The sequence below is a fragment of the Citrobacter sp. Cpo065 genome, from assembly GCF_030332805.1.
In the GTDB taxonomy this organism is placed as follows: Bacteria; Pseudomonadota; Gammaproteobacteria; order Enterobacterales; family Enterobacteriaceae; genus Citrobacter; species Citrobacter portucalensis.
Genome location: NZ_JAOWHC010000019.1, coordinates 68,713 through 82,902, shown reverse-complemented (window position 1 = coordinate 82,902; position 14,190 = coordinate 68,713). Strand labels below are relative to the sequence as shown.

The 14,190-nt window shown below is 55.0% G+C and carries 13 protein-coding genes; 4 read left to right on the top strand and 9 right to left on the bottom strand.

Going from position 1 to position 14,190, the window contains the following annotated elements:
* Nucleotides 1–122: 122 nt before the first annotated feature.
* The 4 genes from treB to nrdG all read left to right on the top strand — a co-directional run bounded on the left by treB (nucleotide 123) and on the right by nrdG (nucleotide 6,375).
* Nucleotides 123–1,541 carry a PTS trehalose transporter subunit IIBC gene (gene treB, locus OGY68_RS01065; protein ID WP_286616752.1) on the top strand — a complete coding sequence of 473 codons (1,419 nt, stop codon included), beginning with the start codon at nucleotides 123–125 and terminating at the stop codon, nucleotides 1,539–1,541.
* 49 nt (nucleotides 1,542–1,590) lie between these two features.
* A complete protein-coding gene (gene treC / locus OGY68_RS01060; RefSeq protein WP_057066554.1) occupies nucleotides 1,591–3,243 on the top strand; it encodes an alpha,alpha-phosphotrehalase in 1,653 nt (550 codons plus the stop codon).
* A gap of 408 nt (nucleotides 3,244–3,651) precedes the next feature.
* Nucleotides 3,652–5,790 carry an anaerobic ribonucleoside-triphosphate reductase gene (gene nrdD, locus OGY68_RS01055; protein WP_003830363.1) on the top strand — a complete coding sequence of 713 codons (2,139 nt, stop codon included), beginning with the start codon at nucleotides 3,652–3,654 and terminating at the stop codon, nucleotides 5,788–5,790.
* A 120-nt stretch (nucleotides 5,791–5,910) separates the two neighbouring features.
* Nucleotides 5,911–6,375, top strand: a complete 465-nt coding sequence (nrdG, locus tag OGY68_RS01050) for an anaerobic ribonucleoside-triphosphate reductase-activating protein (protein WP_008786048.1) — start codon at nucleotides 5,911–5,913, stop codon at nucleotides 6,373–6,375.
* A gap of 33 nt (nucleotides 6,376–6,408) precedes the next feature.
* On the opposite strand, the gene OGY68_RS01045 is transcribed toward nrdG, so the two are convergent.
* The 9 genes from OGY68_RS01045 to OGY68_RS01005 all read right to left on the bottom strand — a co-directional run bounded on the left by OGY68_RS01045 (nucleotide 6,409) and on the right by OGY68_RS01005 (nucleotide 13,869).
* A complete protein-coding gene (locus OGY68_RS01045) occupies nucleotides 6,409–8,322 on the bottom strand; it encodes a BglG family transcription antiterminator (protein WP_286616750.1) in 1,914 nt (637 codons plus the stop codon).
* A 21-nt stretch (nucleotides 8,323–8,343) separates the two neighbouring features.
* A complete protein-coding gene (gene dagF, locus OGY68_RS01040) occupies nucleotides 8,344–9,084 on the bottom strand; it encodes a 2-dehydro-3-deoxy-phosphogluconate aldolase (protein WP_048215061.1) in 741 nt (246 codons plus the stop codon).
* Nucleotides 9,081–10,199: a DgaE family pyridoxal phosphate-dependent ammonia lyase gene (locus OGY68_RS01035; protein ID WP_057066556.1), complete on the bottom strand. Its 1,119-nt coding sequence runs from the start codon at nucleotides 10,197–10,199 to the stop codon at nucleotides 9,081–9,083. The genes dagF and OGY68_RS01035 overlap by 4 nt, the downstream gene beginning before the upstream one ends.
* A complete protein-coding gene (locus OGY68_RS01030) occupies nucleotides 10,183–11,316 on the bottom strand; it encodes an amidohydrolase/deacetylase family metallohydrolase (protein WP_057066557.1) in 1,134 nt (377 codons plus the stop codon). The genes OGY68_RS01035 and OGY68_RS01030 overlap by 17 nt, the downstream gene beginning before the upstream one ends.
* Before the next feature lie 113 nt (nucleotides 11,317–11,429).
* Nucleotides 11,430–12,074, bottom strand: a complete 645-nt coding sequence (locus OGY68_RS01025) for a DUF4310 family protein (protein ID WP_003830379.1) — start codon at nucleotides 12,072–12,074, stop codon at nucleotides 11,430–11,432.
* 11 nt (nucleotides 12,075–12,085) lie between these two features.
* Entirely contained in the window at nucleotides 12,086–12,862 is a 777-nt protein-coding gene (locus OGY68_RS01020; protein ID WP_003025764.1) for a DUF4311 domain-containing protein, read from the bottom strand.
* Nucleotides 12,863–12,885: 23 nt separating this feature from the next.
* Nucleotides 12,886–13,185, bottom strand: a complete 300-nt coding sequence (locus OGY68_RS01015) for a DUF4312 family protein (RefSeq protein ID WP_003025762.1) — start codon at nucleotides 13,183–13,185, stop codon at nucleotides 12,886–12,888.
* A gap of 2 nt (nucleotides 13,186–13,187) precedes the next feature.
* Nucleotides 13,188–13,550 carry an SFCGS family glycine-rich protein gene (locus tag OGY68_RS01010; RefSeq protein WP_003830384.1) on the bottom strand — a complete coding sequence of 121 codons (363 nt, stop codon included), beginning with the start codon at nucleotides 13,548–13,550 and terminating at the stop codon, nucleotides 13,188–13,190.
* 10 nt (nucleotides 13,551–13,560) lie between these two features.
* Nucleotides 13,561–13,869, bottom strand: coding sequence for a glycine dehydrogenase (locus OGY68_RS01005; protein ID WP_003025758.1), 309 nt, complete (start codon nucleotides 13,867–13,869; stop codon nucleotides 13,561–13,563).
* Nucleotides 13,870–14,190: the final 321 nt, after the last annotated feature.

Sequence of the window (14,190 nt, the reverse complement as noted above, 5' to 3'; positions counted from 1 at the left end):
GTTTCGGGAACGTTCCCATTTTTAAATATTCATCGAAGATATACTCTGGCGCCAACAACGAGAGAGTTGCCGAATGACGACGCAACAGCGTCTTTTCCGGTCTACGGGGAACACACACCATCATGAGCAAAATAAAACAAGCAGACATCGACCGGCTGATTGAGCTGGTTGGCGGGCGCGACAATATCGCTACGGTGAGTCACTGCATTACTCGCCTGCGTTTTGTGCTGAATCAGCCTGCAAACGCCAGACCGAAAGAGATCGAATTGTTGCCAATGGTCAAAGGCTGCTTCACCAACGCCGGGCAGTTTCAGGTGGTAATTGGCACCGAGGTGGGCGATTACTACAAAGCGCTGTTGGCGACCACCGGACAAGCCAGTGCCGACAAAGAGCAGGCAAAGAAAGCGGCGCGGCAGAACATGAAGTGGCACGAGCAGCTGATTTCTCACTTCGCGGAGATCTTCTTCCCGCTGCTGCCAGCGCTGATAAGCGGCGGCCTGATCTTAGGTTTCCGTAACGTGATCGGCGATCTGCCCATGAGTAACGGGCAGACGCTGGCGCAGATGCATCCTTCGCTGAAAACCCTCTATGACTTCCTGTGGCTGATTGGCGAAGCGATCTTCTTCTATTTGCCGGTCGGGATTTGTTGGTCGGCGGTCAAGAAAATGGGCGGTACGCCGATCCTCGGTATTGTGCTGGGCGTGACCCTGGTTTCTCCGCAACTGATGAACGCCTATTTGCTCGGTCAGCAGGTGTCGGACGTGTGGAACTTCGGCCTGTTCAGCATTGAAAAAGTGGGCTACCAGGCGCAGGTCATTCCGGCACTGTTGGCCGGGCTGGCGCTCGGGTTTATTGAAACACGCATGAAGCGCATCGTCCCGGATTACCTGTATCTGGTGATCGTCCCGGTGTGCTCGCTGATCCTTGCGGTATTCCTTGCGCATGCCTTTATCGGTCCATTTGGCCGCATGATTGGCGACGGTGTCGCGTTTGCGGTCCGTCATCTGCTGACCGGCAGTTTTGCTCCGATTGGCGCGGCGCTGTTCGGCTTCCTGTATGCCCCGCTGGTGATCACCGGTGTGCATCAGACCACGCTGGCTATCGACATGCAGATGATTCAGAGCATGGGCGGTACGCCGGTATGGCCACTGATCGCACTGTCGAATATCGCTCAGGCCTCTGCGGTGGTCGGGATCATTATCTCCAGCCGCAAACACAACGAACGTGAAATCTCCGTTCCAGCCGCGATCTCCGCCTATCTCGGGGTAACTGAACCAGCGATGTACGGGATCAACCTGAAATACCGCTTCCCAATGCTGTGCGCGATGATCGGTTCCGGTCTCGCCGGACTGCTGTGCGGCCTGAACGGTGTGCTGGCGAACGGGATTGGCGTCGGCGGTTTGCCGGGCATCCTCTCCATCCAGCCGACTTACTGGCAGGTCTTTGGTATGGCGATGGTCATTGCGATTGTCATCCCAATGATACTGACCTCATTCGTTTACCAGCGTAAACACCGTCTGGGCACATTACAGATTGTCTAACTTTTCTTCGGGGCGCAATTGCGCCCCAGCGTATTTCCAGGAAACAACCATGACTATTCCCCACTGGTGGCAAAACGGCGTTATCTATCAGGTTTACCCCAAGAGTTTTCAGGACACCACCGGCAGCGGCACCGGAGATTTACGCGGCGTGACGCAGCGCCTCGACTATCTGCAAAAGCTGGGCGTTGATGCCATCTGGCTGACGCCGTTCTATATTTCGCCGCAGGTTGATAACGGTTACGACGTCGCAGACTACACGTCTGTCGATCCGGCCTACGGCACGCTGGAAGACTTTGATGAACTGGTGGCGCAGGCGAAAGCGCGCGGCATCCGTATTATTCTCGACATGGTGTTTAACCACACCTCAACCCAGCACGCCTGGTTTCGTGAAGCGCTGGATAAAGACAGCCCGTATCGTCAGTTTTATTTCTGGCGCGATGGCACGCCAGACTGCCCGCCAAATAACTGGCGCTCCAAGTTTGGCGGCAACGCCTGGGGCTGGCACGCCGAAAGCGAGCAGTACTATCTGCACCTCTTTGCTCCGGAGCAAGCCGACCTGAACTGGGAAAACCCGGCGGTACGCGCCGAGCTAAAGAAAGTGTGCGAGTTCTGGGCCGATCGCGGCGTGGACGGATTGCGCCTCGACGTGGTGAATCTTATCTCTAAAGATCAGGACTTCCCGAACGATCCCGACGGCGATGGACGGCGTTTTTATACCGACGGCCCGCGCGCGCATGAATTTTTGCGTGAGATGAACCGCGATGTTTTTACCCCACGCAACCTGATGACGGTCGGTGAAATGTCTTCCACTACGCTTGAACATTGCCAGCAGTACGCCGCACAAGATGGTAGTGAACTGTCGATGACCTTTAACTTCCACCACCTGAAAGTGGATTACCCCAACGGTGAGAAGTGGACGTTAGCAAAACCCGATTATGTGGCGCTAAAAACCCTGTTCCGCCACTGGCAGCAGGGCATGCACAATCAGGCATGGAACGCGCTGTTCTGGTGTAACCACGATCAGCCGCGCATCGTGTCGCGTTTTGGCGATGAAGGTAAATACCGCGTTCCGTCGGCCAAAATGCTGGCGATGGTGCTGCATGGCATGCAGGGCACCCCCTACATCTACCAGGGTGAAGAGATTGGCATGACCAACCCGCACTTCCGCCAGATTACCGATTATCGCGATGTGGAAAGCCATAACATGTTTGCCGAGTTGAACGGCCAGGGACGCGATGCGCAAGAACTGCTGGCGATCCTCGCCAGTAAATCACGCGATAACAGCCGCACGCCGATGCAATGGGATAGCAGCAAACACGCGGGCTTCACCTACGGCGAGCCGTGGATCAATCTGTGTGACAACGCAGCAGACATCAACGTGGCGGCAGCACTGAACGATACCGACTCGGTGTTCTACACCTATCAGAAGCTGATCGCCTTGCGCAAAGCGGAGCCGGTTATCACCTGGGGCGACTACCAGGATCTGCTACCGGACAGCCCGCATCTGTGGTGCTATCAACGAGAGTGGCAAGGGCAGCGGCTGCTGGTCATTGCCAATCTGAGCGGTACCTTTCAGAGCTGGCAGCCAGCCCAGACCGACGGAAACTGGCAGGTGCTGATGCACAACTATGCCGAGGTTGCCAGCCAACCTGGGGACATGACACTGCGTCCTTTTGAGGCCGTCTGGTGGTTGCAAAAATAGCTTGCAATTATGTTCAGGCCCGGTACGCATAGCGCTACCGGGCGTTGCTATATACGCTTAGCTTAGCTTCCTGTTTTTGTTGAATAATTAATCAGAATTTTCTGCCCACAATTTACAATCGCTGTACTGCCCGTCATCTGTACGCTCCGATTTTTACTTTGCGCTACATCAAATAAATCGTAAACATCCTTGATGCAAATCACTACATATAGAACTTAAAATGCACGCCGACCCAATATGTTGTATTAATCGACTACAATTGCTACAACTACAGTGCACCGTTTAACGGTGGAATTGTGGATAAAGTGGGTCAGGATTGCGGGAAGTCATTGGCCAGATAGATGAATAAAGCCATGGCCGCTTCTCCAACCTCTGTGGATAACCTGTTCTTATAAATATGGAGTGATCATGACACCGCATGTGATGAAACGAGATGGCTGTAAAGTGCCGTTTAAATCAGAGCGCATCAAAGAAGCCATTCTGCGTGCAGCTAAAGCAGCGGGAGTCGATGACGCAGATTACTGTGCCACCGTCGCAGAAGTCGTTAGTAGCCAGATGAATGAGCGCAGCCAGGTCGATATCAACGAGATCCAGACAGCGGTAGAAAACCAGCTGATGTCTGGTCCGTACAAACAACTCGCCCGTGCGTACATCGAATATCGCCACGACCGTGATATACAGCGTGAAAAACGTGGCCGTCTGAACCAGGAAATTCGTGGTCTGGTTGAGCAAACCAACTCTGCTCTGCTGAACGAAAACGCCAACAAAGACAGCAAAGTGATCCCGACCCAGCGCGACCTGCTGGCCGGTATCGTCGCCAAACACTATGCGCGTCAACACCTGCTGCCGCGTGATGTCGTCCAGGCGCACGAGCGTGGTGATATTCACTATCACGATCTCGACTACTCTCCGTTCTTCCCAATGTTTAACTGCATGCTGATCGACCTGAAAGGTATGCTGACGCAGGGCTTTAAGATGGGTAACGCGGAGATTGAGCCGCCAAAATCCATCTCCACCGCGACGGCCGTCACCGCGCAAATTATCGCGCAGGTTGCCAGCCATATTTATGGCGGTACCACCATTAACCGTATTGACGAAGTTCTCGCACCGTTCGTGACCGAGAGCTTTAATAAGCATCGCAAAACCGCTGAAGAGTGGCAGATCCCAGATGCCGACGGTTATGCGCATTCCCGTACCGAGAAAGAGTGCTACGACGCATTCCAGTCCCTTGAGTATGAAGTGAATACCCTGCATACCGCCAACGGTCAGACGCCGTTCGTTACCTTCGGTTTCGGCCTGGGAACCAGCTGGGAATCGCGTTTGATCCAGCAGTCCATTCTGCGTAACCGCATTGCTGGCCTGGGTAAAAATCGTAAAACCGCCGTGTTCCCGAAACTGGTGTTTGCGATTCGTGACGGTCTGAACCACAAGTTTGGCGATCCGAACTATGACATCAAGCAGCTGGCGCTGGAGTGCGCGAGCAAGCGTATGTATCCGGACATCCTGAACTACGATCAAGTGGTTAAAGTGACCGGCTCGTTCAAAACGCCAATGGGCTGCCGTAGCTTCCTGGGCGTATGGGAAAACGAGAACGGCGAACAGGTTCACGATGGCCGTAACAACCTCGGCGTTATCAGCCTTAACCTGCCGCGTATCGCGCTGGAAGCTCATGGCGATGAAGCCACCTTCTGGAAACTGCTCGACGACCGTCTGATCCTGGCACGTAAAGCGCTGATGACCCGCATTGCGCGTCTGGAAGGCGTGAAGGCCCGCGTTGCACCAATCCTGTATATGGAAGGGGCCTGCGGCGTACGTCTGAAAGCAGACGATGACGTGTCTGAAATCTTTAAAAACGGCCGCGCGTCGATTTCTCTGGGTTACATCGGCATTCACGAAACCATCAACGCGCTGTTTGGCGACAAACACTTGTACGACAGCGAGCAGCTTCGCGCTAAAGCTATCGCCATTGTGGAACGTCTGCGTCAGGCGGTCGATCAATGGAAAGACGAAACCGGCTACGGCTTTAGCCTGTACAGTACACCAAGTGAAAACCTGTGCGATCGTTTCTGCCGTCTGGATACCGCCGAGTTTGGCGTGGTGCCGGGTGTTACCGACAAAGGTTACTACACCAATAGCTTCCACCTCGACGTGGAGAAAAAGGTTAACCCGTACGACAAGATCGATTTCGAAGCGCCGTACCCGCCGCTGGCGAACGGAGGCTTCATTTGCTACGGCGAGTACCCGAACATTCAGCACAACCTGAAAGCACTGGAAGACGTCTGGGATTACAGCTATCAGCACGTGCCGTATTACGGGACCAACACGCCAATCGATGAATGCTACGAGTGCGGCTTTACCGGTGAGTTCGAGTGCACCAGCAAAGGCTTTACCTGCCCGAAATGTGGTAACCACGACGCCGCGCGCGTGTCGGTCACCCGCCGCGTATGCGGTTATTTAGGCAGCCCGGACGCTCGTCCGTTTAACGCCGGTAAGCAGGAAGAAGTGAAGCGCCGCGTTAAGCATTTAGGTAATGGGCAGATAGGTTAATTTCCGTTTGCAAAGGCCGTAGGCCTGATAAGACGCAGTCGCGTCGTCATCAGGCATCACAATGTTGCCGGATGCGGTGCAAGCACCTTATCCGGCCTACATGCTTTCTGGACACCCGCTATGCGCTACCATCAATACTATCCCGTCGATATCGTTAACGGCCCCGGCACTCGCTGCACCCTGTTTGTGTCGGGATGCGTGCATGAATGCCCTGGCTGCTATAACAAAAGCACCTGGCGACTCAATTCCGGCCAGCCGTTTACCAAAGAGATGGAAGACAAGATCATTGCCGATCTGAACGACACGCGAATCCCTCGCCAGGGTATTTCGCTGTCCGGCGGCGATCCGCTGCATCCGCAAAACGTGCCGGATATCCTGCAACTGGTACAGCGTATTCACGCTGAGTGTCCGGGGAAAGATATCTGGGTGTGGACCGGCTACAAGCTTGATGAACTCAACGCCGCACAAATGCAGGTGGTGGATCTCATCAACGTGCTGGTCGATGGTAAATTTGTGCAGGATCTTAAAGACCCGTCGCTGATCTGGCGCGGTAGCAGCAACCAGGTTGTACATCATTTGCGTTAACTTTCAGGCGGTAAACATTCTGTTATCCGCCTCTCAAAAACGGCTCACACACTCCATCGCAACCGCTTTGAACTCGGTGAAATTGCGACACGCGCAGAGTCGCGTCATCGCGCGTTCGCGAAGGAAGGTGACGAAGATATCGTAGATAGCCATCGCCTCTTCGTATTCACTCTTGCTGATGGCGAGCAAGAAGATCACGTGGGCCGTTTCATCGCCCCAGGCGATACCCTGTGGGGCGAGGATGGTGTAGACCACCGTTTTCTTTGCCAGCAGACCAAGGGCGTGCGGCAAGGCAATGCTGTCACCCAGCATGGTGCTGACGATGGCCTCACGCTCAACCACCGAATCAAGAAACTCCGCATCGACAAAACCTTCATCCTGCAACTGACGGCATAAGGTTTTGAACAACGTTTGTTGATCCATTGACTCGTCAATCACACGAAAATGGGCGGCATCGAAGAATTTGTTCAACATCCACGGACGGGTTCTGTCGACCAGCACCAGTTTGCCAATCTGCTCCAGCTGATAATCGGTAGGGAATGGCGCAATCATCACCACCGGCTTATCTTTTTCACCAATCCGCGCGGTTGAGATGACAAAATCTTCGCTGATGCTTTCCCGCTGTTCGTAGTCGCGAAGCGTTACGGTATCGACGATCTCTATCTGCGGATACTTACGCGCCAGTACCGCTTCAATCATCCGCGCCATCGCATTTCCGGCATCGCATACCAGCAGAACCTTCGGCTGCCTCTGGTAACCGATGTTGTAACTACGCTCCAGCCCGACGCCAATATGCAGCACGAGGAAGCCAATCTCATTTTCACTGATGGTGTACGGCGTATATTTTCCCCATCCCGAGACGGCGGCCAGCGTCATGTCCCACGCCATGGGGTAGTGCTGTTTAATATTTTCCAACAACGGATTGGGGATCATTATCTGGTAACGCACCCGGGTGATCATCGTCTTAATATGCGTCAGCAGGTCAGCATGCAACTGTTTATCATTCAACAGGTTGTAGTTGTACTGGGTGTTGATAAAACGCAGGATGTAATTGACCAACGCTTCGTCATCATCCGCATTGATAGCACTGGGCGCGATCTCCTGAACCTGGCGGGCAGCAATATGCACCTGTAGCCAGTTTTCTTCGGAAACGGAAAGCGGTTTGTCTGCCAGGCGGTGCAGTACCGCCGCGATTTCCCGCGTGGCCAGGCACACCGATTGATCGGCCTCTTCTGCGGCAAAATCCGGGAGTGGATATCCTTCGCTAATCCGCCGTACCGCCACCGCGCAGTACAAGCGTAAAAACAGCTCGCCCTCATCGGTCAGACGAATATGGAAACGGGCAAAAATGTCCTGCAAAACAGGTTGCAACTGTTCAGGGAGCCCCGCATTCAGCGCTTCTTGCATCACTAACGGGTGCTGCGGATCCTGCTGCGCCAGCGTCCACAGCAGATCGGTCAAACAGGCGCGGATCGCCATTTCGCTGCCGAACAGCTTCATGCCGTGACGGGGACGCGTTTCCAGCGTCAGATGATAACGTTGCAGATGCTCGCGCACCTCAGCCATATCGTTTTGCAGCGTCGCTCGGCTGATAAACCATTCATCAGCTAAATCTTCCAGCTTCAGTGAGAAAGCCGATGTCAGAAAACGTACCACCAGCCAGTGTATCCGTTCCTGGCTGGTGCGTGGGATGCTCAGCAACGTATTGGGCTGCAGCGTTTGCAGGGTGTGAAAGCTTGCCGGGTCGTCAATTTTGAGCTGATATCCATTACCCCGGCTGAGGACAAACTGTGCGCCATACTGGGTGAGCAGCGCGTTTAGCGCGGTGATATCCGCCCGTACGGTGCGTGTGGAAACCGACAACCGCTGCGCCAGCTCGTCCTGTGGAAGCGCTTCGTTTTGCAACATGGCAAACAGCTGTGCTAAACGTTGGTTGGGGAATCGCACGTCAGTTTCCTCATCAGTCAGTTAGCCTACGCAGGCCCGGGTCATCGCCATCAGTTGGCGTACGTCGTCCGGACGAGTGTTACCACTCACCTTATCAATAATCGAACTATAGATGTGAGGAATGATTTTACTCACTCCGGCATCGAGGGCAATTTGCAGGATTTCAGTGAAATTATCCAGATCGATACCGCCGGTTGGCTCAAGCCAGAAGTCATGACGGGCGCAGGCCTGCGCGACCGCAATGTACTCGTCACGGCATTTCAGGCCGCCCATCGGGAAGTATTTAATTGAGCTACCGCCCATGTCTTTGAGCAGCGCAATCGCGGTTTCTACCGACACAATACCGTCCGGCGACTGGCTGCTTAGCGGACCAGTGGAGATTTTCACCCTGCCCGGCGTGCCGGTTGGCGAGACCAGACCGTTGACCACTGTCTCCTGCTGGCCCAGCAGTGCGCGACTGGTAGCCACGCCGGTAAAGACCTGATTGACATGCTGTGGCTGCACCTGACGGGAGATTTCACTGACCATCGCCGACTGGTTAGGATCGCCCGCCCCCAGCCCCACGGAGAGCGCATTGTCGATAAGGGCCGCGTATTCACGCATATCCGCTACCGCGCTTGCGACATCCGGGTAATTTTTTGACAACACGCCAACCAGCACGTGTCCTTCCGCCGCCGCATAAATATCCCGGGCATTTTCTTTGGAGCCTGCCAGCACGTTCAGGCAGACGCGGTCGCGATAAAAGTTAGGGGTCAGTTTCATGCGTTTTTCTCCTGCGAAATCACTTCACCAATTCGACGGGCCACAATCTCCAGTTGCGCGCGATCGACGCTGCGCACATCGGCTTCGATAATGCCTTCATTGGCTTTGTAACCACGGAAGTAAATCGCGTACTCCCCCTGTTTCAGCGCGTCGACCAGTTCCCCCGTGGCGATCCCGGTTACCGCTTCATCAAACTTAATTTCCGTGCGTGCGATGTCGCGCCCTGCACTATCCCACACCACGCGGGCGCTCACGCCGTTAAGCTGGTTCAACGCATTAATGAACGGCGTCATTTTCTCGACCATCTCCGCGCCGCTCTCTTTCTGCGCGTTCAGATACAGTTCGATGGCACAGGTCAGTCCAAGAATTCCCTCTTTGCCCACCTTCATCGCCCGGCCAATCCCCGCCGTCTGGCGCTTCACCCACTCAACATATTGGGTTTTACCAATCACCAGACCGCTGGTTGGTCCTTCTATCGCCTTGGCGCCGCTATAAATCACCAGATCTGCACCAACCCGGTAGTAGCACTGCAAATCCTCTTCCGCCGCCGCGTCCACTATCAGCGGCAGATTATGCGTACGCGCCACCACCGCAGCCTGCTCCACGCTGAGCATACTTTTCTGGACGCAGTGGTGAGATTTGATATACAGAATGGCCGCCGTACGCGGTGTAATGGCCGCCGTCAGCTGTGCCGCGGAACATTCGTTGGCATAACCGGCTTCCACTAACTTGCCGCCGCCAAGCGCTACCATGGTGCCCACCGGTGCGCCAAAGTTGACGTTGTGACCTCTGGGCAGCACGATTTCGTTGTTCTCGATGGGCGTGACGTGCAGGTTCTCCAGCAGCCAGTCGCTGTCTTTAACCAATACGCCAGCCACCGACAGGGCGATCCCGGCCGATGCGCAAGAGACAACCGTTGCCCCCTCCACTTCCAGTAATTTCGCGATGTAGTCGCCGGTTTTATTGACCAGGTCTTTCATCTCGAAATATTGGTTCATCCCCGCCATCGCGGCTTCAACCACTTCTGGTCGCGGCGTGGAAACGCCGAGCGCCGTCATGCGGCCGGAGGTATTAATCACCTGTTTTAAATCGTATTTCTCAAAAATCGAAGGCATGTTCCGCGCTCCCTTGTTCGGTCATATAGCCCTTGCCCGCACGTATTGCGGCAAGCGGCACCAGCAGTTGTTCAGCCTGCAGGCTGTCGTTTTCTGCATCTACCAGCACGGTTGGCTGGCGCTTAAGCGTAAAGAGGGTTAAATCGGCATCCAGACCGATCTGCAGCCGCCCCTTCTGTTTCAGGCGCAGACCATCGGCGGCATTGGCGGTAACGCATTCAATGACCTGCGGAAGCGACATCCCAATGGCGAGGAATTTCGACATCACATTCGCCAGGGAATGCACCGGGCCGCTGATACGGTTACGACAGTAAATATCGGAGCTGATGGTGTGCGGCAAAATACCCAGTTCGATAGCGCGTTTTGCCACCGCAAAGCTCAGGCTGGCGGTGCCATGCCCAACGTCCAGACGCACGCCGCGTGAAATTGCCCGCATCACTGACGCCCGCAGCTCGCCTTGCGGCGTCAGAATGCGATTCGGCTTACCGTTGTAACAGTGGGTAATGATGTCACCCGCGCTCAGGCGTTCGGCGATCTCATCCAGATCCGGCGGGTTGTTGCCGATGTGCACCATCAGCGGCAGATCACCGTTCTGCGCTTGCATCGCTTTGGCGCGATCCAGCGGCGTGATGCCATTTTCACCGACTACGCTGCTGCTCATACGTGCCTTCAGACCGACGATAAAATCAGGGTGGCGTTTCACCGCCTCTCGCACCGCATCAGCGTCAATATTGACCATGTTGGCCAGCTCGTTCTGGGCAATAAGCCCAACGCGGGAGATATTCAGCAACGCGTACACTTCGGTGGCAGCTTCCCGGGTCAGGGTGTAAAAATCGTCGATGTCATCCGCCCCGGTGCTGCCCGCATCCACTACGGTAGTGACACCGGTCGCAATACCAACGCTATCCGGCTGGTCGTGGTAAATCGGGGATTTCGGGTAGCAATGAACGTGGGAGTCAATCCAGCCTGCGCTGACGTAGCACTCACCGCCCAGCTCGATGGTTTTCAGCGCCGGACCATCAACGTCACCCAACGCCGCTATCTTGCCGTCTTTGAGCGCAATATCGCTCACCGTATCGTCAACGAGGCGCGCACGGCGCAGGAGTAAATCAAACATGTCTCTCTCCTGTTGAAATGGGGGCGGTCGTGTAGGCCTGATAAGGCGCAGCCGCCATCAGGCGTCATTGCCGGATGGCGGCTGCGCCTTATCCGGCCTACAACGACACACCATCAACTAATGGCAATCGGGAAGATGGACCCGAGGATCATTGCGCCGAGGATCGCCCCGCCGGTAATCGGTTTTTGCCACAGGTAAAACAGCAGCGCGCCAGCCAGAGAACCGATTCCGATCGGAATAGAAGCCGTCATCGCGCTGAGGATAATCAACGGTCCGAGGAAGCGTCCGGAGGCGTTACCGGCCCCCATCATGACGTCCGCACCGTAGGTCGAGTCGCTTTGGTTGATGGTGAACTTACGCGCCAGAATGATGATGTAGCCAATCGCCAGACCAATCACCAGACCGGTGACCAGCGAGGCGGCGAAGTTGGCGACCGGGAAGATAATGCCCGCACCCAGCAGCAGCGCCGGAACACCTAACCCAACACCGGTTTGAATCGCCCCACCGATATCCAAAATCCCCACCAGCGAACCTTCAATGATGCGGGCAAACAGGAAGCTTGCGCCAAATGCCGCCACCGCTCCGTAGGAGCCGGTATCCATTCCCGCCTTCAGCATCGCCACAAAAGCCACTTCGTTAAATGCGCCAATACCGTACAGGTAGTACATGTGTGTTCCGGCAAACACGCCAGAGGAGAGCAGGCCCACAAAGATCGGGAATGACCAGTCAGCGAACCAAAAACCTTTATTCTGTTCCATGATGACCTCCGTTATTTGCCGCTGAGCGAGTTGTGGATAAGTTCGAGCCAGTTAGGCACGGTCAGATGGAAGGATTCGATCATCTTCATGTCGAAGCCACGGAAGAAGCCGCTCAGGACAAACAGCGCGACGATAGCCACCATCATCACTTTAGTGACGTGGTTCCAGCCGCTCTCTTCAACACCTTTGCCGATCAGAATGCCGAGAACCAGACCCGGAACGGCGTTACCCATGATCAGCTGCGCCGCGCCGCCAAAAACGGTGGCCCAGAAGCCAGATTTCTTACCGGCATCGATCGCCGCCAGCCAGAAGATTACTGGCATCACGGTGTTAACCAGCAGGTTAGCCGCGGGCACCAGCACCTTGACGGCGGTAACCTGCAACGCTTCCGGTACGGATGATGCGGTGAGGTTCAGGAAGGTCACCACGATCATCCCGATAACGCCGCAGGCAATTGCCATGCGTTTGGGGTCGTGCAGCGTTTCACCGACGTTGCGATTTTTAATCATCAGCGCGGCGGCGCCCCAGTTGGGGATGATGCGATGGTCGACGTCCTGCGTGAACGCCCCCGCCGCAACAGAGGAAGCCCAGGCATTAAAGAAGAAGCCCAGGCCGAACGAGAAGTGAGAAGCCGGATCCCCTTCGCAGGAATTCAGTTCTCCCAGAGTACGAAACGCGCCCATCCCTTGAGTGGTAGGCGCATGAAACATGCGTGCAGCCCCAGCGCCGACACCAACGCCAACCAACGCGCCGATGATGAGCGATTTTATTAATATTATCAGGAACATAATTATGCCTTTTAATAGAAAAATCAGCGTTGCGTAACGAAATCCACCTTGTCGAGATTGATGGCAGTCACGTTGACGGTCACGTCCAGCTCCACGCTGAAAGTGCGTCTTTCCCGGCGCAAAAAGAGGAATAAAAACGCCTCTTTACGCACCGATTCACGCGCTTGAACAACCTGCACATCCTGTGGCTCAATACGCAGTAATATATGCGGCGACGCTTTCATCACCGCAGCCTGAACGTGGTTCAGGGCATCGGCAAAGGCGCGAGCTTTGGTCTCGCCCTTACCCGTGACTCTCACCGTGGTGGTGAATTGCTCTTTCATGCTTAAGCGCCGTGTTTCTTTTGCCACGCCTGCACCAGGCGCTCGCCGAGCTCTTCTTTGTCCATAAAGCCGAATCCCAGTACGTTGCACCCTTCGTTGATGGCGGTTACCCCTTCATCGACCGAGCGCATGCCGTATTTCGCCTTGTAGCCGTATTTGGTCTGCGCGGTAATCGCACCCGCACCACCGCTGCCGCAAAACGAGATACCAAAGGTGGCGTTTTCCGCTTTCATCACGTCACCCAGCTTCATATCTGCTGCAACACCCGGCACCACAACGGCACGGCCACCCGCTTTCTCTACGCCTGCCGCCACTTTCTGGCCTTTACCCAGACGATCGCCAATCACTACGGTAATCTGTTCCATCTTTTGCTCCTTAAAGGTTGTCTTTCGCGACTTCGAAGTGCACCGACAGCAGCCAGGCCTCTTCCTCAGGAAGATTGCCAAACTCGGCGACCACGTCGCGGGCAAGCGCCATTGATTCGGCAGATATTTCATCAAACAAGCTGGCATCGACCTCTGGTAAGGGTTCACCCGTTACCGAGCGGTGCGCCATGGCGCGAACATGCGACGTCAGCATCTGTTCCTGTACGGCGTTGGGAATAATGTTGCGTTCACGCAGCAAGGCATACACCTGCGCCAGCATGCGGTCGGCCAGTTCCACCGATTCCCCCATGTCATTCATTACAGCTCCGTTATTCACTCGTCTTACCCCGTTAATGTCTCTGAGGATAAATTAGCGACGGAGGTTATGAGTTTGTAGCGAGTTGTTTTCCACTTCGAAGTGGAAAGGTGTGCAGCGATAGTGATCTGTGCCGCAAAAAGAGCTGGAACCACGATTTATCACTGGAAGAATGTGATTGAGATCGCAAGAGCGAGCAGAAAAATGGAAGGAAGTGCGAACAATGAATGGGCGATAAAAATGAAAAAATGTGATGGGGATAGCGTTTACTTATGGGACGTGCAGTAGCGGGGTGTTGTATCCGACCTACGGGTATGCAGGCCG

Excerpts from the sequence above, each read along its gene's own strand:
- treB (WP_286616752.1), top strand. The coding sequence starts at position 123 with ATGAGCAAAATAAAACAAGCAGACATCGACCGGCTGATTGAGCTGGTT.
- treC (WP_057066554.1), top strand. The coding sequence starts at position 1,591 with ATGACTATTCCCCACTGGTGGCAAAACGGCGTTATCTATCAGGTTTAC.
- nrdD (WP_003830363.1), top strand. The coding sequence starts at position 3,652 with ATGACACCGCATGTGATGAAACGAGATGGCTGTAAAGTGCCGTTTAAA.
- nrdG (WP_008786048.1), top strand. The coding sequence starts at position 5,911 with ATGCGCTACCATCAATACTATCCCGTCGATATCGTTAACGGCCCCGGC.
- dagF (WP_048215061.1), bottom strand. The coding sequence starts at position 9,084 with ATGAAACTGACCCCTAACTTTTATCGCGACCGCGTCTGCCTGAACGTG.
- OGY68_RS01035 (WP_057066556.1), bottom strand. The coding sequence starts at position 10,199 with ATGCCTTCGATTTTTGAGAAATACGATTTAAAACAGGTGATTAATACC.
- OGY68_RS01030 (WP_057066557.1), bottom strand. The coding sequence starts at position 11,316 with ATGTTTGATTTACTCCTGCGCCGTGCGCGCCTCGTTGACGATACGGTG.
- OGY68_RS01025 (WP_003830379.1), bottom strand. The coding sequence starts at position 12,074 with ATGGAACAGAATAAAGGTTTTTGGTTCGCTGACTGGTCATTCCCGATC.
- OGY68_RS01020 (WP_003025764.1), bottom strand. The coding sequence starts at position 12,862 with ATGTTCCTGATAATATTAATAAAATCGCTCATCATCGGCGCGTTGGTT.
- OGY68_RS01015 (WP_003025762.1), bottom strand. The coding sequence starts at position 13,185 with ATGAAAGAGCAATTCACCACCACGGTGAGAGTCACGGGTAAGGGCGAG.
- OGY68_RS01010 (WP_003830384.1), bottom strand. The coding sequence starts at position 13,550 with ATGGAACAGATTACCGTAGTGATTGGCGATCGTCTGGGTAAAGGCCAG.
- OGY68_RS01005 (WP_003025758.1), bottom strand. The coding sequence starts at position 13,869 with ATGAATGACATGGGGGAATCGGTGGAACTGGCCGACCGCATGCTGGCG.